The sequence below is a fragment of the Actinacidiphila acididurans genome (assembly GCF_016918855.1).
Taxonomy (GTDB): Bacteria; Actinomycetota; Actinomycetes; order Streptomycetales; family Streptomycetaceae; genus Actinacidiphila; species Actinacidiphila acididurans.
Window position 1 is genome coordinate 362,065 of sequence record NZ_JADKYB010000003.1, and the last position, 26,670, is coordinate 388,734.

Annotated in this window: 20 protein-coding genes; 14 read left to right on the forward strand and 6 right to left on the reverse strand. The window is 74.2% G+C overall.

What is annotated here, in order from left to right; translation table 11 throughout:
• Positions 1-10: 10 nt before the first annotated feature.
• Positions 11-880: a universal stress protein gene (locus ITX44_RS07005; RefSeq protein WP_205356146.1), complete on the reverse strand. Its 870-nt coding sequence runs from the start codon at positions 878-880 to the stop codon at positions 11-13.
• 117 nt (positions 881-997) lie between these two features.
• Positions 998-1,573: an Rv1733c family protein gene (locus ITX44_RS07010; RefSeq protein WP_205356147.1), complete on the reverse strand. Its 576-nt coding sequence runs from the start codon at positions 1,571-1,573 to the stop codon at positions 998-1,000.
• A gap of 204 nt (positions 1,574-1,777) precedes the next feature.
• Between ITX44_RS07010 and ITX44_RS07015 the strand changes: the two genes are divergently transcribed.
• Together ITX44_RS07015 and ITX44_RS07020 are read left to right on the forward strand one after the other, a co-directional pair.
• A complete protein-coding gene (locus ITX44_RS07015; RefSeq protein ID WP_205356148.1) occupies positions 1,778-2,473 on the forward strand; it encodes a response regulator in 696 nt (231 codons plus the stop codon).
• Between the two features lie 239 nt (positions 2,474-2,712).
• A complete protein-coding gene (locus ITX44_RS07020) occupies positions 2,713-3,690 on the forward strand; it encodes an Acg family FMN-binding oxidoreductase (protein WP_205356149.1) in 978 nt (325 codons plus the stop codon).
• A gap of 82 nt (positions 3,691-3,772) precedes the next feature.
• Here ITX44_RS07020 and ITX44_RS07025 read toward each other — a convergent pair whose 3' ends face one another.
• Positions 3,773-5,509, reverse strand: coding sequence for a sensor histidine kinase (locus tag ITX44_RS07025; RefSeq protein ID WP_307795134.1), 1,737 nt, complete (start codon positions 5,507-5,509; stop codon positions 3,773-3,775).
• Positions 5,510-5,776: 267 nt separating this feature from the next.
• Between ITX44_RS07025 and ITX44_RS07030 the strand changes: the two genes are divergently transcribed.
• Positions 5,777-6,202, forward strand: coding sequence for a hypothetical protein (locus tag ITX44_RS07030; protein WP_205356150.1), 426 nt, complete (start codon positions 5,777-5,779; stop codon positions 6,200-6,202).
• 137 nt (positions 6,203-6,339) lie between these two features.
• On the forward strand, positions 6,340-6,771 hold the full coding sequence (locus tag ITX44_RS07035) for a DUF5959 family protein (protein WP_205356151.1): 432 nt from the start codon (positions 6,340-6,342) through the stop codon (positions 6,769-6,771).
• Positions 6,772-6,911: 140 nt separating this feature from the next.
• Here ITX44_RS07035 and ITX44_RS07040 read toward each other — a convergent pair whose 3' ends face one another.
• On the reverse strand, positions 6,912-9,911 hold the full coding sequence (locus ITX44_RS07040; RefSeq protein WP_205356152.1) for a glycoside hydrolase family 35 protein: 3,000 nt from the start codon (positions 9,909-9,911) through the stop codon (positions 6,912-6,914).
• A gap of 282 nt (positions 9,912-10,193) precedes the next feature.
• Positions 10,194-10,661, reverse strand: coding sequence for a nuclear transport factor 2 family protein (locus ITX44_RS07045; RefSeq protein WP_205356153.1), 468 nt, complete (start codon positions 10,659-10,661; stop codon positions 10,194-10,196).
• 189 nt (positions 10,662-10,850) lie between these two features.
• Between ITX44_RS07045 and ITX44_RS07050 the strand changes: the two genes are divergently transcribed.
• From ITX44_RS07050 to ITX44_RS07095, 10 genes are all read left to right on the forward strand, one after another.
• Entirely contained in the window at positions 10,851-11,432 is a 582-nt protein-coding gene (locus ITX44_RS07050) for a TetR/AcrR family transcriptional regulator (RefSeq protein ID WP_205356154.1), read from the forward strand.
• A gap of 270 nt (positions 11,433-11,702) precedes the next feature.
• Positions 11,703-13,793, forward strand: a complete 2,091-nt coding sequence (locus tag ITX44_RS07055; RefSeq protein ID WP_205356155.1) for a hypothetical protein — start codon at positions 11,703-11,705, stop codon at positions 13,791-13,793.
• A gap of 46 nt (positions 13,794-13,839) precedes the next feature.
• On the forward strand, positions 13,840-15,357 hold the full coding sequence (locus tag ITX44_RS07060; RefSeq protein WP_205356156.1) for an ABC transporter substrate-binding protein: 1,518 nt from the start codon (positions 13,840-13,842) through the stop codon (positions 15,355-15,357).
• 228 nt (positions 15,358-15,585) lie between these two features.
• Positions 15,586-17,094 (forward strand): SulP family inorganic anion transporter, encoded by a 1,509-nt coding sequence (locus ITX44_RS07065; RefSeq protein WP_205356157.1) that lies wholly within the window; start codon positions 15,586-15,588, stop codon positions 17,092-17,094.
• A gap of 103 nt (positions 17,095-17,197) precedes the next feature.
• Positions 17,198-17,758: a Chromate resistance protein ChrB gene (locus tag ITX44_RS07070; RefSeq protein ID WP_205356158.1), complete on the forward strand. Its 561-nt coding sequence runs from the start codon at positions 17,198-17,200 to the stop codon at positions 17,756-17,758.
• Positions 17,759-17,874: 116 nt separating this feature from the next.
• Entirely contained in the window at positions 17,875-19,035 is a 1,161-nt protein-coding gene (locus ITX44_RS07075; RefSeq protein WP_205356315.1) for an MFS transporter, read from the forward strand.
• 399 nt (positions 19,036-19,434) lie between these two features.
• A complete protein-coding gene (locus tag ITX44_RS07080) occupies positions 19,435-20,709 on the forward strand; it encodes an APC family permease (protein ID WP_205356159.1) in 1,275 nt (424 codons plus the stop codon).
• 242 nt (positions 20,710-20,951) lie between these two features.
• Entirely contained in the window at positions 20,952-22,808 is a 1,857-nt protein-coding gene (locus ITX44_RS07085; protein ID WP_205356160.1) for a phospholipase C, read from the forward strand.
• A 247-nt stretch (positions 22,809-23,055) separates the two neighbouring features.
• Positions 23,056-24,777 (forward strand): PHP domain-containing protein, encoded by a 1,722-nt coding sequence (locus ITX44_RS07090; protein ID WP_205356161.1) that lies wholly within the window; start codon positions 23,056-23,058, stop codon positions 24,775-24,777.
• Positions 24,774-25,403 (forward strand): hypothetical protein, encoded by a 630-nt coding sequence (locus tag ITX44_RS07095; RefSeq protein ID WP_205356162.1) that lies wholly within the window; start codon positions 24,774-24,776, stop codon positions 25,401-25,403. The genes ITX44_RS07090 and ITX44_RS07095 overlap by 4 nt, the downstream gene beginning before the upstream one ends.
• Before the next feature lie 52 nt (positions 25,404-25,455).
• Here the strand turns inward: ITX44_RS07095 and ITX44_RS07100 are convergent, their stop codons facing one another.
• On the reverse strand, positions 25,456-26,589 hold the full coding sequence (locus tag ITX44_RS07100; RefSeq protein WP_205356163.1) for a cation diffusion facilitator family transporter: 1,134 nt from the start codon (positions 26,587-26,589) through the stop codon (positions 25,456-25,458).
• Between the last annotated feature and the right edge of the window lie 81 nt (positions 26,590-26,670).

Genomic DNA, 26,670 nt, shown 5'->3' on the forward strand with positions numbered 1-26,670 from the left:
AAAAACAAGCTCAGCTCTCCTGGGGCACTATCGCCACCGGGCACGGCGCGTGGTGGAGGAGGGCGTGGTTGACCGGGCCCAGTTGGAGGCCGACGGTGCCGTGGCGGCGGCGGGCTCCTGCGACGAGGAGATCGCCGGGGCGGGCGGCCGACAGGAGGGCGGTACGGGGCCGGCCCTCGGGGACCTGGGTGCGGACGGTGACGTTCGGGTAATCCTGGGCGGGGGCGGCGAGCGCTTCCTCCAACTCGCGGGTCGCGGCGCGGACTTCGGGAGCGGCGCCGCCGCCCGCGGCGTAGAGGGCACCGGGCGGGTCGGCGCCCGGGCGGCGCCAGGCGTGCAGGGCGACGAGTTCGGCGTCGTGGGCCGCGGCCTCGCCGAGGGCGAATCCGGTCGCCGCGGCCGACCCGCCCGCGTTCTCGACGCCCAGGACGACCCGGGCGACCGAGGGCCGGTTCTCCGGGCCGCGGACGACCACCACCGGGCATTCGGCCCGCCCCGCGACGACGAGCCCGGTGGAGCCGAGCAGCAGGCCGGCGAGTTCGCCGCGGCCGCGGTCGCCGACCACGACCGCGAAGGCGTCCCGGCCCTCCCGGATCAGGGCGGCGGCCGGATCCTCGGCCGGCACGTCGGTGCTGACCGGCACGTCGCGGGCGACGTCGGCGACGTGCCGGGCCGCCGCGCCCACCACCTGCTCCGCCGGTACCAGGCCGTCCGGGCCGTCCGTACCGGACCCGGGCGTCACGTGCGTGTAGTGGTCCCACAGCGAGCCGTACACGATCCGCAGCGGCACCCCGCGGGCGGACGCCTCCGCTGCCGCCCAGTCCAGCGCCCGCAGACTCCGCTCCGAGCCGTCCACGCCCACGACCAGCGGCTTGCTCATGACCGCATCCCCTTCCGATGCGCGATATCGGAGAACGTGTCGCTTTGTCGCCATTCGCCGTCGCGCACGACAGCGCCGAGGATCAGGGCCGTACGCCCCTCACCACCGCTGAACCCCTCACCACTGCGCCGACGTCCCCGGCCCGAACCGGGCCCACTCGTGGTCCAGGGCCGCGGCCCGCTGGCGGGCGAGGGCGTGCCGCACCAGGGACAGGCCGCCGCCGGAGACCAGTGCCGTACCGGTGAAGGCGGCCGTGCCGTACGCGAAGGCGCGGGCCTGGACGACGGACGCGTCGACCGGGGCGGGGCGCAGATGGCCGGAGGCGTCGAGCCAGATCGTGGTGGTGCTGCCGGCCGGCGCGGCCGGGCGGGCCGGAGCCTGGCCGGTGTGCTGGGCGCCGTCGGGGCCGCTCCAGCGCACGGTGGCCTGCACCGGGGCCGAGCCGGTGTTCAGCGTGCCCGTCACGGTCGGCGGCGGCGCCCGGTGGGTGAGGACCGCGGTGGTGCGGTGCCAGCCGGGCGGTGGTTCGGGGGCCGAGGCCATGGTGTTCAGCGCGGTGGCGGCGCCCGCGGCGGGCGCGCCGGCCACCAGCAGCAGTCCGGCGGTCAGAACGGCCCACGCCTCGGCGCGATCACTGCCCCGCTTCAGGGGGTTGCGCCGCCAGCGCCAGAACCGCACGCTCGTCCTCGTCACCGGGATCACCCGGTCCCTTCCGGTACGGCCGGTCCCCTCACTCCTACGGTCTCACCGTTGGGGCCGACGGTCACAAGGGCCGAACGGCCCGGTCCGGCGGCCGGGAGGTCCGTTCGGCCCTAGTGCCGGGCGGTCCCCGGCACCGATGATCGGAAGAACCGGGCGGCCGGCGGCGGCCGGCCCTCCACGAGGCGAAGGTCCGAGATGAGCGAGTCACGGCAGTTCTCCCCGCAGTCCCCGATCCGGGTGTTCCTGCTCGACGACCACGAGGTGGTCCGGCGGGGCGTGCACGACCTGCTCGACGGCGAGCCGGACATCGAGGTGGTCGGCGAGGCCGGGACCGCGGCCCACGCCCTGGCCCGCGGGCCGGCCCTGCGGCCGGACGTGGCCGTGCTGGACGTGCGCCTGCCGGACAGCGACGGGATCACGGTGTGCCGCGAGCTGCGCTCCCGTATGCCGGGCCTGGCCTGCCTGATGCTCACCTCCTTCGACGACGACGACGCTCTGCTGGACGCGATCATGGCCGGTGCCGCGGGCTATGTGCTCAAGCAGATCAAGGGCTCCGACCTGGTCTCGGCGGTCCGTACCGTCGCCGCCGGGCAGTCGATGCTGGACCCGGCCACCACCGCCCGGCTGATGAGCAGCCTGCGCGACGACGCCGCGCCCGCCGAACCGGAGCAGCAGGCGCTGGCCGCCCTCTCGCCGCGCGAGCGGGAGATCCTGGGCCTGATCGGCGAAGGGCTGACGAACCGGCAGATCGGCCAGCGGCTGTACCTGTCGGAGAAGACGGTGAAGAACAACGTCTCCCGGCTGCTGGCCAAGCTCGGCGTCGAACGCCGCGTCCAGGCCGCGGTCATCGCCACCCAGGGCACCCCCGGAGCCGAGCACGACTCCAGGTGACCCGCCGGGGCGCGTCCCGGGCCGCCGGGGGAGCACACGGCCCGGCGGGACAGGACACGGGATGCGGCCACGGATCAGGCCACGGATGAGGACCGGGCCCCGGGATGAGGCCCCGAGATGAGGCCACGCATCAGGACATGGATCAGGGCCGGTCGGCCCCCTCCCGGTGCCCGTCGGCCCCTCCCGGCGGCCGGCCCGCCCGGTGACCCTGGGACCACGACGAACCAGGGGAGACGGCCATGACCACCGCAGAACTGGACGCGACGACGCTGGAAAAGCTGATCTCGGCGGCCGTGGCCGCGCCCTCCATCCACAACACCCAGCCCTGGCGCTACCGGCTCGACCCGGACACCGCCACCATCGAGGTGTGGGCGGCGGCCGACCGCGCCCTGCCGCACACCGACCCCGCCGGGCGCGCCCTGCACGTCTCGGTCGGCGCGGCCGTGTTCAACCTGCGGGTGGCCGTCGCCCACTTCGGCTGGGAGCCGCTGGTCCGGCTGCTGCCCCGGCCCGCGCGACCGGCGCTGCTGGCCACCGTACGGCCGGCCGGCCCGCGCCGGGACCGGTCGCTGCGCCGCCCCGACCTGTACGACACCGTGTGGCGCCGGCACAGCAGCCGCTTCCCGTTCTCCGCCGACCCCGTGCCCGCCGACGTGCGGACCGAACTCGTCGAGGCCGCGACGGTCGAAGGGGCGCGGCTGAGCCTGCCCGGGCCGGCCGAGACCGCGCGGATCCTGCGGCTGACCGCGGAGGCCGAGCACCTGTCGGCCGCCGACCCCGGCCGCAGGGCCGAGATCCGGGCCTGGCTCCGCGACGCCGCCGCGTCCGACGGCATCCCCGCCGCTGCCCTCGGCCCGCGCGACGCCACCGGCCGCATACCGGTACGGGATTTCGCCGCGCCCCGGCCCGTCCCGGAGGCGGCCCCCTTCGAGGCGCGCCCGGTCATCGGCGTGCTGAGCACCGCGCACGACACCCGCGCCGACTGGCTGCGCACCGGGCTGGCCCTGGAGCACGTGCTGCTGACCGCCACCGCGCACAAGGTACGGGCTTCTCTGCTCAGCCAGGCCACCGAATGGCCCGACCTGCGCTGGGCCCTGCGCGACCCGCGCGGCGGCCCCGAACACGTCCAGATGCTCGTCCGGCTCGGCTACGGCCCCGACGGCCCGCCCACCCCGCGCCGCCCGGCCCGCGAGGTCCTGGGTCGCACAAACGTCTGAGCCGGCGACGTCCGAGCCGGCGACGTCCGAGCCGGAGAGGATCCGAGCCGGGGATGTCCCAGCCGGTCCCGCGGGCCCGCGCTCAGTCCGCCGCCATCGGCGCCAGCGGCACCTGCCAGCGCACCCGGGTGCCGGGGCCCGCGCCGGTGCCCAGGCCCGGTCCGGTCTCGAAGGTCCCGCCGAGGCGTTCCGCGCGCTCGGCGAGATTGCGCAGGCCGCTGCGGCGGCCGCCGGCCGGCAGGCCGACGCCGTTGTCCGTGACCGTGACGGTGAGGGTCGGGCCGGTGACGACCAGCGCGACCTCGGCGGCGGTGGCCCCGGCGTGCCGGGCGATGTTCGACAGCGCCTCGGCCAGGACCGCCACGACGTCCTCCACGACCGGCTGCGGCACCTCGGTGTCCAGCAGCCCCTCCATGTGCAGGGCCGGGGTGAACCCCAGGGTCCGCGCGGCCTGCTCCACGCTCGCCGAGGCCCGCGAGCGCAGCCCCTGGGGCCGCCGCTCGGCCTCCTTGGCGCGCAGACCGAAGATCGTGGACCGGATGATCTTGATGGTTTCGTCCAGGTCGTCCACGGCCCGCATCAGCCGCTCGCTCGCCTGCGGGTGGTCCACGAAACGCAGCGCGCTCTGGAGCGTCATGCCGGTTGCGAAGAGCCGCTGGATGGCCAGGTCGTGCAGGTCACGGGCGATGCGGTCGCGGTCCTCCAGCAGGGTGAGCTGTTCGGCGGACCGGCGCCGCTCGGCCAGCTCCATCGCCAGCGCCGCCTGGCCGGCGAAGGCCAGCAGGGGAGCGGCCTCGGCCGCGGAGAACGGCGGCGCCCCCTCCTCCCGGGCCAGCAGTAGCGCGCCGCGCCCGCCCTCGTCCGTCGTCATCGGCACAGCCAGCGCCGGCCCGAGACCGGCGAACCGCGGCGGCCCGGCCGTCACCCGCGGGTCCTTCTGCACCTCCGCGGTGGTGATCGGCTCGCCCGCGGTCATCGCCGCGCCCATGAACGACCCCTCGCGCGGCAGCCGCAGCCCTTGGTGCGCCTGTGCGTCGGTGCCCATCGCGATCATCACCCGCAGGTCGGTGCTGTCCTCCACCAGCAGCGCCAGCGCCCCCAGATCGGCCCCGGCGATGCTCCGGGCGTGCCGGACGATGCCGTGCAGTACGTCGGTCTCCGCCGCGCCCGACAGCAGATGGGCCACGACCTCGGCGTTCGCCTCCATCCAGCGCTGCCGGTCCCGGGCGGCCTTGTACAGCCGGGCGTTCTCGATCGCGACGCCCGCCGCCACCGCGAGGGTGCCGAGCACCGTCTCGTCCTCGGCGTCGAACTCGCTGCCGCCGCGCTTCTGCGCCATGTAGAGGTTGCCGAACACCTCCTCGCGGACCCGGATCGGCACCCCGAGGAAGCTGTGCATCGGCGGGTGGTTCGGCGGGAAGCCGTACGAGGCCGGGTGGTCGGAGATCTCCCGCAGCCGCAGCGGCTCCGGGTGCCGGATCAGCTCGCCCAGGATGCCGTGGCCGGACGGCAGCGGACCGATGGCCCGTGCCTGCTCCTCGGTGACGCCCACGGTCAGGAACTCCGACAGGCGCGTGCCCTCGATCACCCCCAGCGCCCCGTACTCGGCGTCGACGAGCTCCACCGCGGACTCCACGATCTGCCGCAGCACCTGCGGCAGATCCAGCTCGCGGCCGACCGAGAGCACGGCCTCCAGCAGGCTGTGCACCCGGTTCTGCGTGCCGCGCACCGCGTCGATGCGCACCTGGAGCTCGTCCAGCAACTCGTCCAGCCGCAGGCGGGGCAGCCGCCCGCCGTCCCTGTCGATGCCCTCGCCCACCGGGATCCTCCAGTCGCGCCCGGGCTCCGGACCGGACGTCCGCCGATCTCCCACGGTAGCGGGCGCGGGTCCCGGCCGTCCCGCATATGCCCGCGTCCCGTCCGCGTCCCGTCCGCGTCCTGCCCGCGTCCCGCCCGCGACGGCGGGTGCGGGCGGCGTGAGTCGGCAGGCGGCGGCGTAACGGTTTCCCGGGGCCCTGCGCTCCCCTGATCGGGGGCTCGACCGTGCGGGACACGGTGGAGAAGGGACGAACAGCGGAGGGACGAAATGGGGGAGCGCGAGGGGGGCGAGGCGCCCTCGGCGACCGTGCTCGGGCCGCGGCTCGCGGCGGACACGGTGGTCATGGTGCGGCAGGGCGCCGGGATCCGGCTGGACTACTCACCGGGGAGCCTGGCCTTCGTGGACCGGGTCATCGAGGGGATGCGCCACGCCGAACGCCCGGCGCCGCGGCTGACCCGGACGCTGATCGGCTTCGGCGCGTACACCGGCGAAGTGCTGGTCCGGGTGGCGGGCGCGCACTGGGTGGCCTTCGACGACGGCGAGCGCGAGCTGTTCGGCCAGTCGCTCGGCGTACGGACCCCCGACGGGCGGCTGTGGAACCCGCTCGGCAAGGCGGTCAAGCGGTACGAGAACGGGTCCGAGGACAGCCTGCGCCTGTTCTGCCTGTCGGTCGCGGGCCGCGCCCTGGCCTGAGAACCCGCGACCCGACGGCGAGCCCCGGGGCCGGGCGGTGTCGTTGCGTGAACGCGCCGGAACCCCGGCTGGTGGCGTGCCTGTCGCCGGCAACGGCTAGTGTGCGACCTCACGCGCCGAACGCGGGAGGGGTGCAGGTGGCTGAGCAGCCGATCGAACTGATTCGCCTGGAGGGCGAGGGCAACAGCGTCATTCTCCGGCTCACCGGGAGGGAGAAGCTGCACGACGAGGCCGCGGCCGACGTGCTGGCCGGGGAGTTCCTGGTCGAGACGCCGTTCGTGCGCGGCAGCTTCCGGACCTGGGTCCACCCGGACGAACTGGAGCAGTGGCAGGAGGCCCTGGACGCGCTCGACGCCGGGCAGGACGTGGAGTGGCGCGAGGGCAAGCGGGGCGCCGAGATGTTCATCGAGCGCGACGCCGCCGAGGAACGGGCCCAGGTCACGATCCGGGACACCTCGATGTCCCTGACCTCCGTCACCGTGACCGTCCCGCTGGCCGACGGCTGGTTCGACGAGGCGTACGAACGGCTGGACCGGGCGTGGGAGTTCTGGTCGCCGGCCGAACGCTGACCGCCTTCCGCCGACCGCCCGCCACCGGCTGACCGGTCCGTCGCCCGCCACCGGGCAGGCCGCACCCCCACGATGCGGCCCGCCCGGGCGGTGCGGCCGGTCGGGGCCGGCCGCACCGCGCACAGGGACGCGACACCGCGTCACACGGTGTCGTACGTGGGCACCAGGTCGACCTGGGTGCCGCCGGCGGCGGTGCCCATGGCGGTCAGCGTCACGGTGCCCGGGCCCGCCGGATCGGTGCCGTCGGTCAGGACGGCCAGGGCCAGGGTGTTGCGGCCGTGCGGGTCGAGCAGACCGGCCGGCAGGACGAAGGTGTGCTGCGGGCCGACGTCGTTGATGTACTGACCGATGTTCCAGCCGTTGAGGAAGATCTGCGCGCGGTAGGCGCGGGCCGGGTCGTCGGTCAGGGTCAGACCCAGCGAGGCGTCCACGTCGTGCGGGATCGTGAGCCGGAACGAGGTGCGGTACCAGGCCACGCCCTGCCGGGTGTCGGTGTACGGGAACACGACCGGCTGCCAGGCGCTGTCGTCCAGAGCGGGCAGGTGCCAGCCGTTGCGCTCCCCGTACAGGCCGCCGGTGTTCATTGGGCCGCGGGCCGGGTCCATCGTGGCGGCCGCGCCCTGCAGCCGCCAGGTCGGGGCGGGCGCCGCGGTGGCGCCGGCCGGCGTGAAGGCCGCCGAGACCAGGCCGCGCGCCGACTTGTGCGAGTCGCTGCCGCCGCCGTCCTCCTCGTGCGCCATCCGCCGGACCAGTACGGCCAGCACGTGCGTGCCGTCGCCCGCGGCGGCCGCGGGCAGCGCGAAGGTCGCCGTCGCGGCCCAGGTGCCCGTGGTGGCCTGGGACGAGGTGGGCACCGGCATCCGGTGGGTGCCCAGCGGGGCACCGTCCAGCCAGGCCATCAGCGCGCCCTGCGTGCCGGTCTGGTAGGCCAGGGCGATGTTCGCCGCGTCCACCGGGCCGGTCCAGGTCGCCCGGTACCACACGTCGCCGTAGTGGAAGCCGTAGTCGTCGGCGAACAGCACCGGGCCGCCGGCCGGGACCTTGGTGGTGCTGAACGAGGTCGCCTTGTCCGCGACCGTCCAGGCGGAGTCGTCGAAGTCCGGCGCGGACTCCGGGTTCTCCGCGGCGCGGCGCCACCCGGTGAGCGCGGGAAGCGTGATCTGCGGCGGGCCGGCCAGCTTGTCGCGGGCGGCCAGGCTCCCGGAGGAGGTGCCGGTGACCGCCACCTTGGACCGGTTCCAGAAGACGGTGTCGATACCGCGCGGCGCCCACACCTCCAGGTCGCTGTCCGCGGTGGTGTCCCCGGTCAGGTGGAGCGTCGCCCCGGCCGCCTGTGCGGTGCGCACCAGCGCGGGGCCGCGCACCAGCACCGGCCCGGACGGCGTGTCGTACCGCCACAGCTGCGCGCTGGCCGTGTCGTCGGCGAGCAGCAGGAGCAGCGGCGTGTCGGTGCCGCCGCCGCTGATCAGCAGCCGGGTCAGCCCGGACAGGGTGGCGGTGATCCGCAGCAGCCCGGCGCCTGCGTCGTACGAGGCGACGGCCGCGCCGTCCAGCACGGTGGTCCGCGGCTCCGCTGCGCACTCCAGGGCCAGGTCCACCGGGTCGCCGGGGCGCCCGACGAGCACGGCGACGTCCTGGCGGCCGATGGTGTCCTGTGTCATCGGCTGCGCGGTGGTCCAGCGCAGCGTGCGCGAGCCCGCGGCGATCCCGGTGAGCAGGACCTTGGCGTCCCGGGCCACGGCACGCACCGCGACGGTGACCGAGCCGCCGTCGGCGGTGGTCAGCGGGAGGGTGGTGGAGCGCTCGGTGCCGGTGTCGTTGCGGATCAGGTAGGCGTGCGCCGAGGTCTCGGAGTTGACCAGGTGGTAGACCTTGACGCTGGGATCGGCGGCGGTGACGTCGGCCGCCCGGTCGAGCCGGCCGAGGTCGGGCACGGCGGTGAGCATGTGGCCGATCTGCTTCATCGGCGTGATCTTCGAGGTGAGGTTGCGGGCCTCGTCGATGGCGGCGCCGTAGTCGTAAGAGGTGTAGACGACCGGGGCGGGCAGCCAGCCCCAGGAGGTGCCGCCGAAGGTCATGTAGACGTTCTGCAGCTTGATGCCGTTGGCCAGGTTGGTCAGGTACGCGCGGCGCTCGTAGACGGCGTCACGGCTGGAGCGGGCGCCGGCGTAGCCCTGGCCGTTGAACTCCGCGCCGCCCCAGCAGTCGAACCAGCCGCCGCCGAACTCCGCCAGGAAGCCGGGAGTGCCCGGGCTGGCGGTGCTGCCGCCCTTGGTGCCGCCGGGACCGAAGTAGCCCCAGTCCACAGGGGTCCCGGTCGGCGAGGGGTACCCGTCGAAGGCGTAGAGGTAACGGCCGGTCTCGCCGCCGGTGCTGAAGCTGCCGGGCACCCAGTAGCCGTTGCGGCCCTTGTCGTTGTGGAACAGCGGCACCTCGATGCCGTCGGCGCGGACCTTGCCGTACAGGTGCGCCATGTAGCGGGCGCCGGTGCCGTCGGTGATGTGCGAGGCGTACTCGTTCTCCAGCTGGTACAGCAGTACGGTGCCGCCGCCGTTGGTGTATTGGCGCGGTGCGACCACCGCGTCCACCGCGGTCAGCCACTCGTCGACGTGGCCGAGGTAGGTCGGGTCGTCGGTGCGGGCCCGGCCAGCGGTGGCGGTCAGCCAGCCGGGGTAACCGCCCGCGTCCACCTCGGCGTTGATGTACGGGCCGGGCCGCACGATCACGAACAGGCCGGTCTCGGCGGCCATGTCGAGCATCGCGCCCAGGTCGCGGACGCCGGTGAAGTCGTACACGCCGGGCGCCGGCGAGTGGTAATTCCACGCCACGTAGATGGAGACCGCGCTGTAGCCGCTCGCCTTGAACTTCTGCAGCACGTCGCGCCACAGGGACGGGCTCGGCAGCCGGAAGGGGTGGAACTCGCCGGACCACACGGGCAGCCGCGCGCCGTCCACGATCAGGGAGTAGGGGTCGAAGGTGACGCTGTGGGCGGTACCGGCGCCGGTCCCGGCCGGCGTCACCGCGGGGGCCGCCGCGGGCTCCTCGGCGGCCGCCGTGCCGGGGACCTGCCCCGGGCCCAGGGCCGTCCCCGCGGCAACTCCCGTACCGAGGACGGCGAATCGTCTCCTGCTGAGCTCCATTGGTCCTCCCAGGGCGCGGCTCGCACTCACACGAGCGGATTCCGCCCGAGAGCCAACACGTACCAACGAGAACCGTCAAGATAAAACGCACGAGCAGGCGTCGCCGGTGGTGATTTGTGGGCGCTCACGCCGGTGGCTACCAGGAAGTTGTGTGGTGAGAGCCGATCCTGTGGGGCGCATCGCCCGTCACTTGTGTGTGCGCGGACATCAACACGATGCACCAACTCCGAGACCGGGGCGGGTGAGGCGCCGCCCCGGATCCTGCGGCGCCGCCGGGCGGCGTCAGGGGTTCGAGGGGCGGGTCTCGGTCCAGTCGACCAGCAGCCGGCGCTCGGCGAAGAGCCAGCGGCCGTCGTCCTGCCTGGCGAAGGTGTCGAGGTAGCGGATGGCGGCGATCATCAAGGTGCGCAGGCCGTCCTCGGTCCGGACGTGGTGGGCCAGGCAGTAGGTCTCCCCGGTGGCGGTGTCGCCGTCCAGGACGACCGTGGACTGGCCGTTGAAGTGGGTCGTCGCCTCGTAGGCGTTGAGGGCGTCGAACACCGGGGCCAACGAGTCCCGGCCGCGCAGGTCCTGGGTCGGCTCGGGGGAGCGGCTGTCCATGTGGACGGCGAAGCGCGTGTCCTGCGTGAAGAGCGCCATCTGGCCGGCGGCGTCCCGGCGGTCCGCGCAGTGCGCGTAGGCGTCGACCAGTTCGCGCAGGGCGAGCCGGTCGGCCGCTTCCTGCTCCGATACGGCGGCGTGGGTGGCCATGGTGTCTCCTTCGGGGGTGTGGGCCGGGGGCCCGGTCCGCAGCGGTCGATTTATTTGACAGATGTCTAGGATGATAGTCGTAGCAGCAGGTGGTCGCGGTGCACCCGCCTCCGTGCTGCGGGGCACCACCCGGTCGCCGGGTTGCTCGGTCGCCGTGAGGCGAAGGACGCGAGGAGAGGGAGGGCCCGCATGGTGGACCCGAGGATCGTCCGGACCGAGCGCGCGGTGGAGGAGGCCGTACTCGCGCTCGCCGCCACCCGGCCCGTCTCCCGGATCAGCGTCTCGGAACTCGCCGCGGCGGCCGGCGTCAGCCGCGCCACCTTCTACAACCGCTACGCCACTGTGCTGGACGCCCTCACCCGGGCGCTGCGCCGGGACCTGCGGGTCGGGTGGGAGGCGGACGTGCGGCGGCGGGCGGCGGGGGCTTGCGCGCAGGACGCACTCCGGCTGGCGAACGCGGCCGTCGTCGACCACGTCGAGCGCTTCCGCGCGGTCTACGCCGGCGCCCCTGAGGACGACGCGGGCGACCACGGGGTCTTCGAGGCGCTGACCGAGCACTTCATCGAGTACGCCCTGGACTTCATGCGGACCTCGGGCCACGCCCCGCCCGACGGGATCGACCGCCGGATCGTGGCCCGGTTCCTCGCTCACGGTCTGGCCGGGGCGCTGCGCGCCTGGCTGCGCGACGGCGGACCCGGCCGCGACGACCTGGTCGAGGCGCTCAGTTGCGTCGCCCCGCCGTGGTGGACCGGACGTCCGGGCCCCCGGTGAGCCGGGGCGCGGTGGCGGGCGACTGAGGCGGCCGGGCCGTCGCGGTGCCCTTCGCAGGCCCCGGTTGTCCCGGCTGTCCCGGCTGTCCCGGAAGGGGCACGGACCTGGGCCGTGACGCGGCCACGGCACGCAAGGATCCCGCCGGAGCCGAAGACGCCGCCCGCTTGCCGCCCGCGCCCGCCGTCTGCCGGGAGTCGCACCGGTGCGCCGGGCAGGGGTTCATGGCACCATATGTCCCTGCGTACACGGCGCTGAGGGGGGATCAGCACTATGCCTGGCGCACCGTTACGACCACTGGGCATCCAGGCCATCGAGGACCTGGTGCACGACTGCTGGGAACGTCCGCGGGGCGGCCCGGGCCGCCGGCCGGGGCGGGAGCTGCCCGTCGTGGTGCTGCTGGGGCGGCACGGCAGCGGGAAGACCAGCGTGCTGGAGTACCTGGCGCACCGCGCCTCCACCGCGCCGGTGGCCGGGTTCGACTTCGCCTCGTACACCCTGCGCCCGTACGAGGTGGCCGCGCGGCTCGCCTTCCGGCTGTCGGTGAAGTCGCCGCACCAGCCGCCGCTGCACTTCCCGCGGCTGGCCCATGGGCTGGTCGCCGTCGACCCCGGGCTGAGCCTGGACACCGGCAACCCCGAGCACGCCCGCCGCCAGCTCACCAAGGCCACGCGTGACGCGCGTCGACTCGAGGCGGGCCGGGCGCTGGACGCCCTGTCGGAAGGGGTGGGCCTGCTCAACGACTTCAACATCGTCCCGCTGCCCGGCATCGGCCTGCTGGCCGGTCTGCTGCTGCGCGGGCTGGGCCCGCGGGTGATCGGCGCCGTCTCCAAACCCGGCCTGGAGTGGTACGGGCGGCTCAGCGGACGCGAGCCGCTGGACACGCTGGCCGAGCTCAACCGGCGCAGCGCGAGCGACGACAGCGCCGACCGGGACTGGGTGGACGAGCTGCTGTGCGAGGCGTTCCTGTCCGACCTGCGCGCCGCCTACGACAGCCGGCCGCGCGGCAGCAGGGACCGCAACTGCCTGGTCGTGCTGGACAACATCGACCACGGCGGCGGCACCCGCTTCCTGCGGCTGCTGCTCAAGCTGCGCGAGTCCCTGGCGCTCACCGAGGGCGGCGACCCCGATCCGCTGCTGGTGGTGGCCAGCGCCTCGACCGCCCGCGCGGTGCCCGGCCCCTTCGACCCGGGCCCGGCCGGACTGCGGATCCGCACCACCGCGCAGGCCGGTTACTCCGACTGGCGGGCCGGCGTACCGCAGTCGCCCGCGGACTCGTCCTGGTGGTGGTACTCCGTCCAGCTGCCCGACCTGACGGCAAGTCAGATCACCCAGCTCGGGCGGGCGATCGCGCCGCGACTGCCGGAAGCCACCCCGCTGGTCCACCGGCTGACCTACGGGCACCCGTGGAGCGTGGTGCGGATGCAGCAGGCCGTGGCCCGGATGATCGACCGGCCGGACGCGGACACCGCGCTGCGCGGCATCCTGGACTCCGGGCCGGTGGACCGCGACCGGGACCGGACCCCCGCCGACCGGCTGACGCTGCGCCAGGAAGCGCTGCGCTACCTCTTCCAGAGCATGCCGCCCGAGCTGGTGCAGGGCCTGGTCACCTGCGCCGCCTCCCGCGACATGGACTCGGCCGTCAACTCGGCCCTGCTGGAGGGCTTCCCGGACCGGGTCCGGGAGACCCTGCTGGAGGAGACCGCAGAACGCCTGTGCCTGGTACCGCCGTTGTCGGAGGACGCCGGCACCCGCGGCGGCCGCGGCTCGGCCTACCTGCCCACCTCCGGCTTGAACGCCCACCCGCATCCGCTGCCGCACTCGTCCGTCCTCCAGCCCTGGCTGTGGCAACTGCTGCTGCGGGAGCTGGCCGGCCGCGGCCCCGGCGACCCGTACCCCGACTGGGACACCGCCCACCAGCGGCTGCACGACTGGCACGCGGCACGCGACGGCGACGACCTGGACACCCACTACCATCGGCTCGCCCTCGGCCGCGTCGAGGAGGTCGTCGCCCACCTCGACGCCTCGCTGCGCACCCTGCCCACCACGGCGTGGCTGTACGAGCTGTACGCGATCACGGCCGCCCCGATGCGCGACCCGGTGGACCTGACCATGACGGCCGCCGGCCGCGCCGACCGGCTCGCAGCCGAGCTCGCCCCGGACGGCTTCCGGCACAACCGCGCCCTGACGCTGCTGGTGACCGCCCTGTGGCTGGCGGTCGACCCGCGCAACCGGCTGCCGAGCGCGCAGCCGGAACTCAACTTCACCATCAGCGCCTCCTTCCGGGATCTGGCCCTGCACGCGGACGCCAACGGCGCCGTACTGCGGTCCGAGGCCGCCCGCTACGAGGCCCGCCTGTCGTGAGCGCCGCCGGCGCCGCGGGCGCCGCCGAGGAGCTGGAGGTACCGCGATGACGTCGCACGTCCCCACCCCGTCGGGCACCTGGGACCCGCCGCGCCGCTGGTGGCGCGGCTGGCGCGGGATCACCGCGCTGGTGGCCGCCCTGCTGCTGATCGGCTCCGGCGTGTACTGGCTGACCCGGCCGGCCGGCGACCGGTGCGCCGACGGCGTGGCCAAGGAAGGCACCGGCCGGGCCTGCGTCGGCCTGACCGACGGCTCGTACCCCTTCACCCACGACCTCGACGGCGTTTTCGCGCGCATCCACAAGGAGAACGACAGGGTCGCCCAGCAGGCTGCCGCGCCGAACGGCACCCCCTGGGTCGGCGTGGTCTACCTGATGTCGATGGTCGCCGGCGGGTCCGGCAACACCTACAGCCAGGACACCATCCGGCACGAGCTGGAAGGGGCCTACGTCGCCCAGCAGTTGGCGAACCGCGGCTCCACCGTGCACATCCGGCTCTTCCTCGCCCACACCGGCGACGACCAGGCCCAGCGGGACTTCACGCTCGCCCAGCTGGCCGCCCACCGGGACGAGGACCGGATCGTGGCCGCCGTGGGCCTGGGCACCAGCACCAGCGCCACCCGGGCCACCATCCAGCGGCTCACCGGCACCCTGCACATCGCCGCCTTCGGTTCGGTGCTCACCGCCGACGACCTGGCGGGGATCGCCGGGCTGGTCCGGGTCGCCCCGCCCAACTCCGACGAGGCGGCCGCCGCCGCGAAGTACCTGCTGCACGACCGGAAGAAGCCCCGGGTGCTGGTGATCGAGGACACCCGGGCCGACGACCTCTACACCAAGACGCTCGCCGACCACTTCCTGTCCGCCTATCCCAAGAGCCTGCTGGCGGGCCCGATCATGACCTACGACTCGGCCAAGAGCGCGGTGGCCACGTACTTCGGCCAGCAGATGGCCACCTTGTGCCTGGAGCATCCCGACGTCATCTACTACGCCGGCCGCGGCGTGGACCTGGCCTCCCTGCTCACCCCGCTGTCCTCCCGCATCTGCGACCAGACCACCGTGCGGGTCGTCTCCGGCGACGACATCTCCCAGGTCGCCCAGTCCCCGAACGCCGACCAGGTCAAGAAGGCGCTGAGGTTCGGGCGGATCGAGCTGGTCTTCACCGGCCTCGCCCACCCCGGCGCCTGGAGCGTGCGCCCGCAGGCGTTCCAGCGCAGTGCCATCGCGCCCTTCCAGAAGGGCGGCGAATTCCTCGCCGACTTCCCCGGCGAGCTGCTCGACGACGGCCAGGCGATCATGGGCTACGACGCCATGAACACCGCGCGCGCCGCCATCACCGCCGCCGCGGCCGGCGGCTCACGCATGACCGGCGACGCCGTCATCCAGATGCAGTCCCTGCTCTACGGCGCCAAGGCCGTGCCCGGGGCCAGCGGCACGATCTTCCTCGACAACTCCGCGAACCCCGGCGCTCCGCGCAACAAGGCCATCCCCATAGTGGAGTTCGCCCCGGACGGCTCGACCTCCACCCTCGCGGTCTCCTCCAGCGCCGGCACGCCCCCGGACGCCTGAGGGGCACCAGGGGTACGAGGGGTACGGGGGCGGTCGGAAGCGAAGGGGGCACGTCGGGACGGCGCGCCCGGAGCGCAGGACCCTTGTGTTCGAAATTTGCGAATACTTTACGACACCTTGGCTATTTTTTGATCTTTCACCGGAAGGTAATGATCCGGCAAAGTGCGGGAGTGTGCGCAGACCGCGCGCCCGTCCGTGTCCGACCTTCCGAGCGCAAGGAATCCCCGCATGCGCCCTGTGCGATCGTCACGATCCGCCCCCGGAAACCGCGGCCCCGCCCTCCCCGTCACCTTGCGCGCCGATGTGCTCGCCTCCTTCGTCGTCTTCCTGGTCGCCCTGCCGCTGTGCGTGGGCATCGCCGTCGCCTCCGGTGTGCCGGCCGAACTCGGCCTGGTCACCGGCATCGTCGGCGGCCTCGTGGTCGGAGTCCTCCCCGGCAGCAGCCTTCAGGTCAGCGGCCCGGCGGCCGGACTGACCGTCCTCGTCCACGAAGCGGTCGACACCTACGGACTGGCCGCGCTCGGCGCGGTCACCGTGCTGGCCGGCCTGCTCCAGATCGGGCTCGGCCTGCTGCACCTGGGCCGCTGGTTCCGGGCCATCTCCCTCGCCGTCGTCCAGGGCATGCTCGCCGGCATCGGCCTGGTCATCGTCCTCGGCCAGGTGTACGCGCTCGCCGACACCGCCCAGCCGTCCGGGGGCGTGCGCAAGATCGCCGAACTCCCCTCGCTGGCCCGCTCGGTGGCCTCCGGCGGCGCCCCGCTCACCGCCTTCCTGGTCGGGGCCGGCACCATCGCCGTCCTCGTGCTGTGGCCCAGGCTGCCCGGTCGCTTCCGGGTGGTGCCGGCGCCGCTGGCGGCAGTGGCGCTGAGCACGGCCGTGGTGGCCGTAGGCGACCTGAACGTGGCCAAGGTGCGGGTCAGCGGGCTGCTGGACGCCGTGGACGTCCCCGGCACCGCGGCCTTCGGCGCGCTCGGCGGCCTCGCCGCGGTCGGCACCGTCCTCGCCTTCGCCCTGATCGCCTCCGCGGAGAGCCTGTTCAGCGCGGCCGCCGTGGACCGGATGCACGACGGGCCGCGGACCGACTACGACAAGGAACTGCTCGCCCAAGGCGTCGGCAACACCGTCAGCGGCGCGCTCGGCGCCCTCCCGCTCACCGCCGTCATCGTCCGCAGCGCCGCCAACGTCCAGGCGGGCGCCCGTACCTCCGCCTCCCGCGTGCTGCACGGCGTATGGCTGCTGCTCTTCGCCGCGCTGCTGCCGGGCGTGCTGTCGGTCATCCCGCTCACCGCCCTGGCCGGCGTCCTGGTGCACGCCGGCGGCAAGCTGATCCCGGTCAAGGACCTGGCGCCGCTGTGGCGCGAGCACCGCGGCGAGGCGCTGGTGCTGGCCGCCACGGCGACCTGCGTCCTGGTGACGAACCTCTTCGAAGGCGTCCTGTTCGGCCTGCTGCTGTCGGTGGTGAAGACCGCCTGGGACACCTCGCGCCTGCACATCGAGGTCCACACCCTCACCGGCGGGCGTCTGCTGGCCACCGTCACCGGCAACGCGACCTTCCTGCGGCTGCCCCGCATCCTCGAGCAGCTCGAAAGCCTGCCCAGGGACCGGCCCATCGAGCTCGACCTGACCGGGTTGCGCCACCTCGACCACGCCTGCCGCACCGCTCTCGACGGCTGGGCGGCCCGCCACTCCGTGTCCGGCACCGAACCGGTACGGGTCCGGTTGCCCACCGCCTTGTGAGGCGCCCCGGCCCCCGCGTTGTCCCCGCGTCGTCCCCGGGCTGTCTCCTGTCGCTCTCCTGCCGGTCTCTCTGCTGGATGTAACAGCTGCTACATTCGGAACTGTGGCAACCGAATCCGTCCGCTGGCTGGTCCTGCTGGTCAAACTGCCCCCGGAGCCGTCCCGGCACCGGGTGGCGGTCTGGCGCGAGCTGCGCAGGGTGGGCGCGCTCTCCCTCGGGCAGGGGGTGTGGGCGGTGCCCGACGTGCCGGTCTTCGCCGAGGGCGTCCGCCGAGCGCTGGAGCTGACGGAACGCGCGCAGGGCGAGGCCGTGACGCTTGCGGCGCAGGGGCGCGAGCAGGCCGACGCCGAGCGGTTCGAGGCGATGTTCACCGCCGCCCGGCGCGCGGACTGGGCCGAATTCCTCGCCGACTGCGGCAAGTTCGAGGCCGAGCTCGCCAAGGAGATCCGGCAGGCCAAGTTCACGCTGGCCGAGCTGGAGGAGGAGGAACAGAGCCTGGAGCGGCTGCGCCGCTGGCACCGGGACCTGACCGCACGGGACGTCTTCGGCTCGCCCGAACGCGCCACGGCGGGCACCCGCCTCAAGGAGTGCGCGCAGGCCTGCGAGGACTACGCGGAGCGGGTCTTCGCCGCGCTGCATGCAGCCGGACCGGAGCAGCCGTGAGCGGCGACCGTACGACAGGGGCGCGGGGCGCCGCGGGCACGCCGGGCCCGCGGCCGCAGGAGTCGCCCACCGCGGCCACCGGTGAACCGCGGCCCACCCGCGCCCTCCGGCGCCGGATGTGGCCCCTGTACGCCGCCGGATTCACCACCGCCTTCGGCGCCCACGGCGTGGCCGCCAGCCTCGGCAGCGCGACCCCCGACGCGGTGACCTCGCTGCTCACCCTCGGCGCCCTGCTGGCCCTCTACGACGGCGCCGAAGTGCTGCTCAAGCCGGTGTTCGGGTCGCTGGCCGACCGGATAGGCGCCCGGCCGGTGCTGCTCGGCGGGCTCGTCGCGTTCGCCGCCGCCTCGGCGGTGTACGCGCTCGCCGGCAGTTCCGGCTGGCTGTGGGCGGCGCGCCTGGGCCAGGGCGCCGCCGCCTCCGCGTTCTCCCCCTCGGCGTCCGCGCTGGTGGCCCGGCTCAACCCGGCCGCCAAGCGCGGCCGCGCCTTCGGCAGCTACGGCTTCTACAAGTCCATCGGCTACACCCTCGGCCCCCTGCTCGGCGGCGTCCTGGTGTGGGGCGGCGGCCTGCGGCTGCTGTTCACGGTGATGGCCGTGCTCGCCGCAGTGGTGGCGGCCTGGGCGGCGCTCGCCGTACCCGCGGTGCCGCCGCTGCCCCGGGCCCGGCAGACCGTCGTCGACCTCGCCCGCCGGCTCGCCGATCCGCGCTTCCTCACCCCCACCGCGGCGCTCGCCGGGGCCACGGCCGCGCTCTCCGCGGGCGTCGGCTTCCTGCCGGTCTCCGGGAGGGCGGCGGGGCTGGGCACCGTCGCGACCGGCACCGCCGTGTCGGTCCTCGCCGCCTGCGCCGCGGTGACGCAGCCGCGGGCCGGACGCGCCCTGGACACCGGGCGGATCACCGTACGGACCGGACTCGCCGCCGGACTGCTGCTCGCCGCCGCCGGCCTGGCCTGCGCGATGCTCCCGGGCCTGGCCGGAGTGCTGATCGGCGCGGCCCTGACCGGCACGGGCACCGGCCTGATCACCCCGCTCGGCTTCGCTGCCCTGGCCGGCTCCGCGCCCGAGGGACGCCTCGGCCAGACCATGGGCGCCGCCGAACTCGGCCGGGAACTCGGCGACGCCGGCGGCCCCCTGCTCGTCGGCGCCGTGGCCGCGGCCGCCACCCTCACCTACGGCTACGCCGCCCTCGCCCTGGTCCTCGCCGCGGGCCCGCTCGCGGTCGGGATCGCCCGCCGCGGACACCGGCCCCCGGGCGCGGAGCACACGGCCGGGTAGTCGTCGGCGGGGCGCGGAAGCGGGGCGGTCGGCGTCGATACGGTGCCGTGAGGTTTTGCCGTCCACGCCACCGGCTTCAGCGCGACCGGGCCGGACAGGCTCCGCCGGGCCGCCCGCGAGCAGGACGTCGAGCGCCGGGCGACGACCACCGTGCACGACATGTGCGAGCCGCCGCCGGGCCGGACCCTGCGCGAGGTCCACCCCTCGAGGAGGACGGCCTTCCACGTTGGCTGTCTCGCGTCACCCGGGCCCTGCCCCCCGGCGGCCGACCGACGCCGAGTCGGCGGGCAACTGCGCAGGCCGGGCGCCCGATATGGGTGTCCACGGAGCCGACCCGCTCGTATATCGTTCGCCGATACCGAGATCCGTCCACCGTGCCCGAACCGCGGAGTGTCAGCGATGAGTACGTCTTCACCCGGTGCGCCCGCACCGCAGGCATTGGTGCGGCGGCTGGGTGTGGGCGACGCCGTGGTGATCGGCCTGGGCTCGATGATCGGCGCGGGCGTGTTCGCGGCGCTCGCGCCGGCCGCCCGCGCTGCCGGGTCCGCGCTGCTGCCGGCCCTCGCGGTCGCGGCGGTGGTGGCGTACTGCAACGCGACCTCCTCGGCCCGGCTGGCCGCCCGCTATCCGCAGTCCGGCGGCACGTACGTCTACGGCAGGGAGCGGCTGGGCGACCTGTGGGGCTACCTGGCCGGCTGGGCGTTCGTGGTGGGCAAGACCGCCTCCTGCGCGGCGATGGCGCTGACCGTCGGCAGTTATGTCTGGCCAGGGCAGCAGCATGCCGTCGCGGTCGCCGCCGTCGTGGCGCTGACCGCCGTGAACTACACCGGCGTGCAGAAGGCGGCCTGGCTCACCCGGGCGATCGTCGCTGTCGTACTGGCCGTGCTCGTCGCCGTGGTGGTGGCCTGCCTGTCCTCCGGCGCGGCGGACACCTCACGGCTGGACGTGGGCTCGGACGTCACTCTGCGCGGGGTGCTGGAGGCGGCCGGGCTGCTGTTCTTCGCCTTCGCCGGGTACGCCCGGATCGCCACGCTCGGCGAGGAGGTCCGCGACCCGCGGCGCACCATCCCGCGCGCCATCCCGGTCGCGCTGGGCATCACGCTGGTGGTGTACGTGGCGGTGGCCGTCGCCGTGCTGACCGTATTGGGCCCGGGCCGGCTGGCGCACGCCGGCGCCCCGCTGTCGGACGCGGTCAAGGCCGCGGGCGTGAGCGGGCTCGCGCCCGTGGTCCGTACTGGGGCGGCGGTCGCCGCGCTCGGCTCGCTGCTCGCCCTGATCCTCGGCGTCTCCCGGACCACCCTGGCGATGGCCCGCGACCACCACCTGCCCTCGGCCCTGTCCGCCGTCCACCCCCGGTTCGGCGTGCCGCACCGGGCCGAGCTCGCGGTCGGCGCCGTCGTGGCCGTCGTGGCCGCGACCACCGACGTACGCGGCGCCATCGGCTTCTCCTCCTTCGGCGTGCTCGTCTACTACGCCATCGCCAACGCCTCCGCCTGGACGCTCACCCCGGCCGAGGGCCGCCCGGCGCCGGTCGTACCCGCGGTGGGCCTGATCGGCTGCCTGCTGCTGGCCCTCGCACTGCCGCTCACCAGCGCCCTGTCCGGCGCCGCCGTCCTGGTCGCCGGCCTGGCGGCGTACGCCATCCGCTGGTCCCTGACCGGCCGCGGCCGCTAGACCAGCCCCACCACCTGCCCTTTTTCCCGACGGGTGAGCTCCTCGACCGGTCCCGTTCTTGGGAGTTTCTAGACCAAGGGTTCACGGCTCGGCCACGACCGGGCCACCACCGGGGGCAGTCGATGGTTGAAGCATGCACTTCCGTACCCGGGAGGGAAAGCGCACCACCGTGGTCCCGTACAGGGGGAGCGAACGGGTGCGCGGAGCACGGAAACAGGTGAGACATGCTCTTTGCACGAGCGATGACACGTCCGGGTCGTACCGGGCGGGCGGCGGCCCTGGTCGCCGCCGCCGCGCTGGCGGCCCTGGGCGGTTCGGCGATGCCGGCCGCGGCGCACGACGCCCACGGCGCCAAGGACAACAGCGCGAAGACGACGACGCCGATCAAGCACGTGGTGGTGCTGTTCGACGAGAACATCTCCTTCGACCACTACTTCGCGACCTACCCCAAGGCCGCGAACACCGACGGCACTCCCTTCGAGGCCGCCAAGCACACGCCGAAGGCGAACAACCTGGCCAACGCCGGGCTGCTGACGCAGAACCCGAACCAGTACCTGCCCTCCCGCCTGGGACCGGCGCAGGCGATGACCTGCTCGCAGAACCACTCCTACGGGCCGGAGCAGTACGCCTACGACAACGGCAAGTCCGACAAGTTCGTGGAGAACACCGAGCAGGACAAGTGCTCCGGTGGCCTGTTCGCGCAGCCGGGCATGGTCATGGACTACTACGACGGCAACACCACGACCGCGATCTGGAACTACGCGCAGCACTACACGCTGGGCGACAACTCGTTCTCCAGCACGTACGGTCCGTCCACGCCCGGCGCGCTGAACCTGGTCTCGGGCCAGACGCACGGCGTGGTCTCGGTCGACGCCACCAGCGGGACCGACAACCCGAAGCAGACCGCCACCCCGTCGTCGTTCGTGGCCTCCCCGAACGCGCAGGGCGTCGGCACCCTGAGCGGTGACACCGACCCGGCCTTCGACGACTGCTCGGACAACAACCACGCGTCGACCGGCGCGCTGGCCGAGATGACCGGCAAGAACATCGGCGACCTGCTCAACGCCAAGGGCGTGTCCTGGGGCTGGTTCCAGGGCGGTTTCCGGCCCTCCACCCCGTGGGACGGCACCGCCGGCTCGTACGCCAAGTGCCAGACCACGCACACCAACGTCGGCGGCGCCGCGGTCACCGACTACAGCCCGCACCACTCGCCGTTCGAGTACTACAAGTCGACGGCGAACCCGCACCACCTGGCGCCGGCGTCGGTGGACGAGATCGGCCACAACGGCCGGGCGAACCACAACTACGACCTGACGGACTTCGACGCGGCGCTGGCCGCGCAGAAGCTCCCGGCGGTCAGCTTCCTGAAGGCCGCCGCCTACCAGGACGCGCACCCGGGCAACTCCGACCCGCTGGACGAGCAGAACTTCCTCGTCAGCACGATCAACAAGATCCAGCAGTCGCCGGAGTGGAAGTCCACCGCCGTCGTGATCGCCTACGACGACTCCGACGGCTGGTACGACCACGTGGCCCCGCCGGTCCTCAACGGCTCCACCGACACCAAGACCGGCTCCAACGGCCTGGCCACCGACAGCCCCGCCTGCCAGAGCGGCCCCGCGGCCGTCGCCGGCTACCAGGACCGCTGCGGCCCGGGCCCGCGCCAGCCGCTGCTGGTGATCTCGCCCTACTCGAAGACGAACCACATCGACCACACGCCGACCGAGCAGGCGTCGATCACGTCCTTCATCGAGCAGAACTGGAAGACCGGCAAGATCGGTGACGGCTCCTTCGACCAGCGTGCCGGCACCCTGGACAACGCCTTCGACTTCCAGCACCCGAACAAGGTCGAGGTCCTCCTCGGCAGCAACGGCGCGGTCTCCAAGGTCGCCCCGTTCCCGAAGAAGTACCCGGCGCCGGTCGTCCAGCCCATCTCCGGCCCGGCCGGTGGCGGGGTGGACACTGCGAAGCTCGCCTCGGCCAGCGCGTCCAGCACCGGCACCTCCGCACTGCTGCCGGTGACCGCCGGTGTCGCCGCGGTGGTCGCCATGGGCGGCATGGCCTGGGGCCTGCGCCGCCGCCAGTCCCGCACCGGCGCCTGACCCGAGGCCACCACCTCACGTCACACCAACTGAACAGCGTCACAACGGCAGGCCCCGCACCCACCCGGTGCGGGGCCTGCCCGCGCATGGCTTCTTCCGCTGCACATCGCGCCTTCCGCCACGCGCCAACAGCCGGTCGCACACTGTTCTCACGGGCTCTCCAGACTCAGCGCGTCTTTACCTTCGTAAAAGATTCTTTGCCTTCGTAAAGTCGCTCGTTAAGTCGCTGCTATCGGCGGGAGTTCCCATGACGCACGGCCACGACCACGGCCACCACCATCACCACGGCCCCCACACGCACACGCACGGTGACGCGGCCGGCGCCCTGCCGCCCGCCCTCGACAACTCCGTGCCGGACGAGGAACTGACGCCCAGCCAGCTCTCCCGCCGCTCCATGCTGCGCCGCACCGGCCTGCTCGGCGCGGGCCTCGCGGCCGGCAGCGTGCTGCCGATCGCCGGCCAGGCCGCCGCGGACGAGCGAAGAGAGGCCGGCCCCCGCTCCGCCGGCAACGGACGCTCGGCCGGTTTCCTGTGGCTGGCCGGCGACCACCACATCCACACCCAGTACAGCTCCGACGCCAAGTACCGGGTCATCGACCATGTCCGGCAGGCCAACGCCCACGGCCTGGACTGGATGGTCATCACCGACCACGGCAGCGAGCAGCACGCGAAGATCGGCGTGGAGAAGGTCAACCCCGACATCGTGGCCGCCCGCGACAAGGTCGGCGACACCCTGGTCTTCCAGGGCCTGGAGTGGAACATCCCGGCCGCCGAGCACGGCACCGTCTTCGTCCACCCCGGCCGCAACGAGGTCGCGGTCCTGAAGGACTTCGAGAACTCCTTCGACGGCACCGTCAAGGGCGCCGGCGACAACACCCCCGCCAACGAGGCGCTGGCCATCTCCGGCCTGAACTTCCTGGCCGACGCGGTCCGGCGGCGCCGGGTCAAGGACGCCCTGATGCTGGCCAACCACCCGGCGCGCAAGGGCATCGACTCCCCGCACGAGATCCGCAACTGGCGCGACGCCCAGCCGTCCATCGCGGTCGGCATGGAGGGCGCCCCCGGCCACCAGGCCGGCGGCATCGCCGCCCCGCAGGGCGCAGGCTCCGGCCGCGGCCTGTACGACAACAGCCCCAGCGCCGCCTCCTTCCCGGGCTATCCGCTGGAGAGCTACCGCACCTGGGGCGGCTTCGACTGGATGACCGCCACCGTCGGCGGCCTGTGGGACAGCCTGCTGGCCGAGGGCAAGCCGTGGTGGATCACCGCCAACTCCGACTCCCACAACGTGTACGCCGACTCCTCGGTGCGCGGCCCCGGCAGCGACTTCAACGCGAACGGCCGTTATGAGGACCCGGTCTACGGCGGCGGCCTCAACGTCACCGACACCGACTTCTGGCCGGGCCAGTACTCCCGCACCCACGTCGGCGCGGCCGACTTCTCCTACGCCGCGGTCATGGACGGCATCCGCGCCGGCCGGGTCTGGGTCGACCACGGCGGCCTGATCAGCGGCCTGGACGCCCGGCTCGCCTCCGGCCCGCGCGCCGTCACCCTGGGCGGTGTCCTGCAGGTCCGGCGCGGCGGTCAGGTCGACCTGGTCGTCGAGATCTCGCTGGCCAACGGGCCCAACTGGGCGCAGTTCGTGCCCGCACTGGCCCGGGTCGACGTCATCCAGGGCGATGTCACCGGCCCCCAGGCCGACAAGGACGCCTTCGCCACGCCGCGGACCAAGGTCGTCAAGTCCTTCGAGATCGGCCGGGCCACCGGCACGGTCCGCCTGACGTACTCCCTCGGCCGCGTGGACAAGCCGGTCTACGTCCGTCTGCGCGGCACCGACGGCAACCGCACCGCCGTCGGCCTGAACGGCCCGGCCGTCGACCCGGCCGGCCCGGCGATGGACGTCCTCGGCGACGCCGACCCGTGGCGCGACCTGTGGTTCTACTCCAACCCCATGTGGGTCCTGCCCGCATGACGACGCTCCCGCAAGGCCCCGGTGCCGGCGCCGTGATCGGCGTCGACACCGGGGCGGGGTCGCTGCGCGAGGCCGACCACGACCTGCACGAACTGGTCGACGCCCTCGGCGGCCCCGTCCCCGGCCTCATCGCGTGCACCCACCTCGTCCGCCTCCCCGGCCGCCAGGTCACCGTCCTGTCCCTGGCCCTGCCCGACGCGAGCACCGCCGAACGCGTCCGGCGCGACCTGCCGGACCTGCTCGCCGAGCGGTACGGGCCCGGCGCAGCGGCGAGTTCGGGCAATCCCGGTTACGAGCACGGCCCCGCCGACGCGGTGCGTGCGGCCGGTTTCGCGGCGGCCGAACACGCCCGCAGGTCCGGCGGCCGGGCGGTGGTCTACCCCGGCGTGGCGGCCCTGACCGGCACGCTCACCGTCGCGGACCTGCTGTCGTACTCCGCCATCGGCGCAACCTCCGTCGTCGGCGGCCCGCCCGCCGATCCGGCCGCCCCGGTCGAGACCCGCGGCCACGTACGGCCCGAGTGGTGCCGCGGCGTGCTCACCCTGGCCCTCGCCCCGGCGCCCGGCGGCCGGCTGGCGCCCTTCGAGGTCCCCAACCCCACTCCCTGCTGCGCCGACCACGCCTGAGCCGGTACGCCGGAACGGTGCCGGGCACAACCGGCGTCCCCGGCGTCCCGGCTCAGGCGGCCGTGCGGTGACGGTCGCCGGGGTGGTGGTGGGCCAGCGCGGCGTGCGGGTCGGCGCCGTGGCCGGGGGAGAGGTGGTCGGTGTGGACGGTGGCCGCGGTCAGCCGCGGGACGGCGTGGATCAGGGCGTGCTCGGCGCGGACCGACACCGCGTGCGCCTGCACGACGGTCAGGTACGGGGCGACCACGATGTCGGCCTCGGCCCGCAGGGTGTGGCCGATCCACCGCATGCGCAGGCCGCCGACCGCGAGGACTCCGGCGGCCTCGCGCAGCGCGGCCTCGCCGGCGTCGACCAGCGCGGGGTCCACGGAGTCCATCAGCCGCCGGCCGACCTCGCGGGCTGCGTCCCGCAGCACCGACAGGATGGCGACGGTGATGAGCAGGCCGACGGCGGGGTCCGCCCAGCGCAGGCCCAGCGCCGCGCCACCCGCGCCGAGCAGGACGGCCAGCGAGGTCAGCCCGTCGGTACGGGCGTGCAGTCCGTCGGCGACCAGCGCCGCCGAGCCGATCCGCCGCCCGGTGCGGATGCGCAGGCGCGCCACCCACTCGTTCCCCGCGCAGCCGACGACCGCCGCGAGCGCCACCACCCACAGGTGCGTGACCGTGCGCGGGTGCAGCAGCCGGTCCACCGCCTCGTACCCGGCCAGTGCGGACGAGGCGGCCACCGCCAGCACGACCACGACACCCGCCAGGTCCTCCGCGCGGCCGTAGCCGTAGGTGTAGCGGCGGTTCGCGGCCCGGCGGCCCAGCACGAAGGCGATGCCGAGCGGGACCGCGGTCAGCGCGTCGGCCGTGTTGTGCACGGTGTCGCCGAGCAGCGCCACCGACCCGGACAGCCCCACGACGACCGCCTGCACCGCCGCCGTCGCGCCGAGCACCAGCAGCGACAGCCACAGGGTGCGGATGCCCTCGCGGGATCCCTCCAGCGCCGGGTCGACCTTGTCCGCGGTGTCGTGCCGGTGCGGGCCGACCAGGTGCGCGAGCCGGTGCCGCAGCCCGGCCCGGGCACCGTGGCGGTCGCCCTGGTCGTGCGGGTGCGGGTGCCCGTGACCGTGCGCGGACTCGCCGTGCCCGGGCCGGCCGGCGCCGGGGCCGTCGTACGGGTGACGGTGCTCGTGAGGCTCCATGCCGCCCACGGTGGCACGGAACACCCATTGCGGCTACTGCCGTCGTACCGCCTGTGAGCAGGTGCGATGCACTCGCAACAG

Bases quoted from the DNA above. Each gene is read 5' to 3' on its own strand.
- ITX44_RS07100 (WP_205356163.1), bottom strand. From the start codon at position 26,589: ATGGAGCCTCACGAGCACCGTCACCCGTACGACGGCCCCGGCGCCGGC.
- ITX44_RS07020 (WP_205356149.1), top strand. From the start codon at position 2,713: ATGACCACCGCAGAACTGGACGCGACGACGCTGGAAAAGCTGATCTCG.
- ITX44_RS07090 (WP_205356161.1), top strand. From the start codon at position 23,056: ATGACGCACGGCCACGACCACGGCCACCACCATCACCACGGCCCCCAC.
- ITX44_RS07005 (WP_205356146.1), bottom strand. From the start codon at position 880: ATGAGCAAGCCGCTGGTCGTGGGCGTGGACGGCTCGGAGCGGAGTCTG.
- ITX44_RS07015 (WP_205356148.1), top strand. From the start codon at position 1,778: ATGAGCGAGTCACGGCAGTTCTCCCCGCAGTCCCCGATCCGGGTGTTC.
- ITX44_RS07065 (WP_205356157.1), top strand. From the start codon at position 15,586: ATGCGCCCTGTGCGATCGTCACGATCCGCCCCCGGAAACCGCGGCCCC.
- ITX44_RS07030 (WP_205356150.1), top strand. From the start codon at position 5,777: ATGGGGGAGCGCGAGGGGGGCGAGGCGCCCTCGGCGACCGTGCTCGGG.
- ITX44_RS07085 (WP_205356160.1), top strand. From the start codon at position 20,952: ATGACACGTCCGGGTCGTACCGGGCGGGCGGCGGCCCTGGTCGCCGCC.
- ITX44_RS07075 (WP_205356315.1), top strand. From the start codon at position 17,875: ATGTGGCCCCTGTACGCCGCCGGATTCACCACCGCCTTCGGCGCCCAC.
- ITX44_RS07055 (WP_205356155.1), top strand. From the start codon at position 11,703: ATGCCTGGCGCACCGTTACGACCACTGGGCATCCAGGCCATCGAGGAC.
- ITX44_RS07080 (WP_205356159.1), top strand. From the start codon at position 19,435: ATGAGTACGTCTTCACCCGGTGCGCCCGCACCGCAGGCATTGGTGCGG.
- ITX44_RS07095 (WP_205356162.1), top strand. From the start codon at position 24,774: ATGACGACGCTCCCGCAAGGCCCCGGTGCCGGCGCCGTGATCGGCGTC.
- ITX44_RS07040 (WP_205356152.1), bottom strand. From the start codon at position 9,911: ATGGAGCTCAGCAGGAGACGATTCGCCGTCCTCGGTACGGGAGTTGCC.
- ITX44_RS07050 (WP_205356154.1), top strand. From the start codon at position 10,851: ATGGTGGACCCGAGGATCGTCCGGACCGAGCGCGCGGTGGAGGAGGCC.
- ITX44_RS07045 (WP_205356153.1), bottom strand. From the start codon at position 10,661: ATGGCCACCCACGCCGCCGTATCGGAGCAGGAAGCGGCCGACCGGCTC.
- ITX44_RS07060 (WP_205356156.1), top strand. From the start codon at position 13,840: ATGACGTCGCACGTCCCCACCCCGTCGGGCACCTGGGACCCGCCGCGC.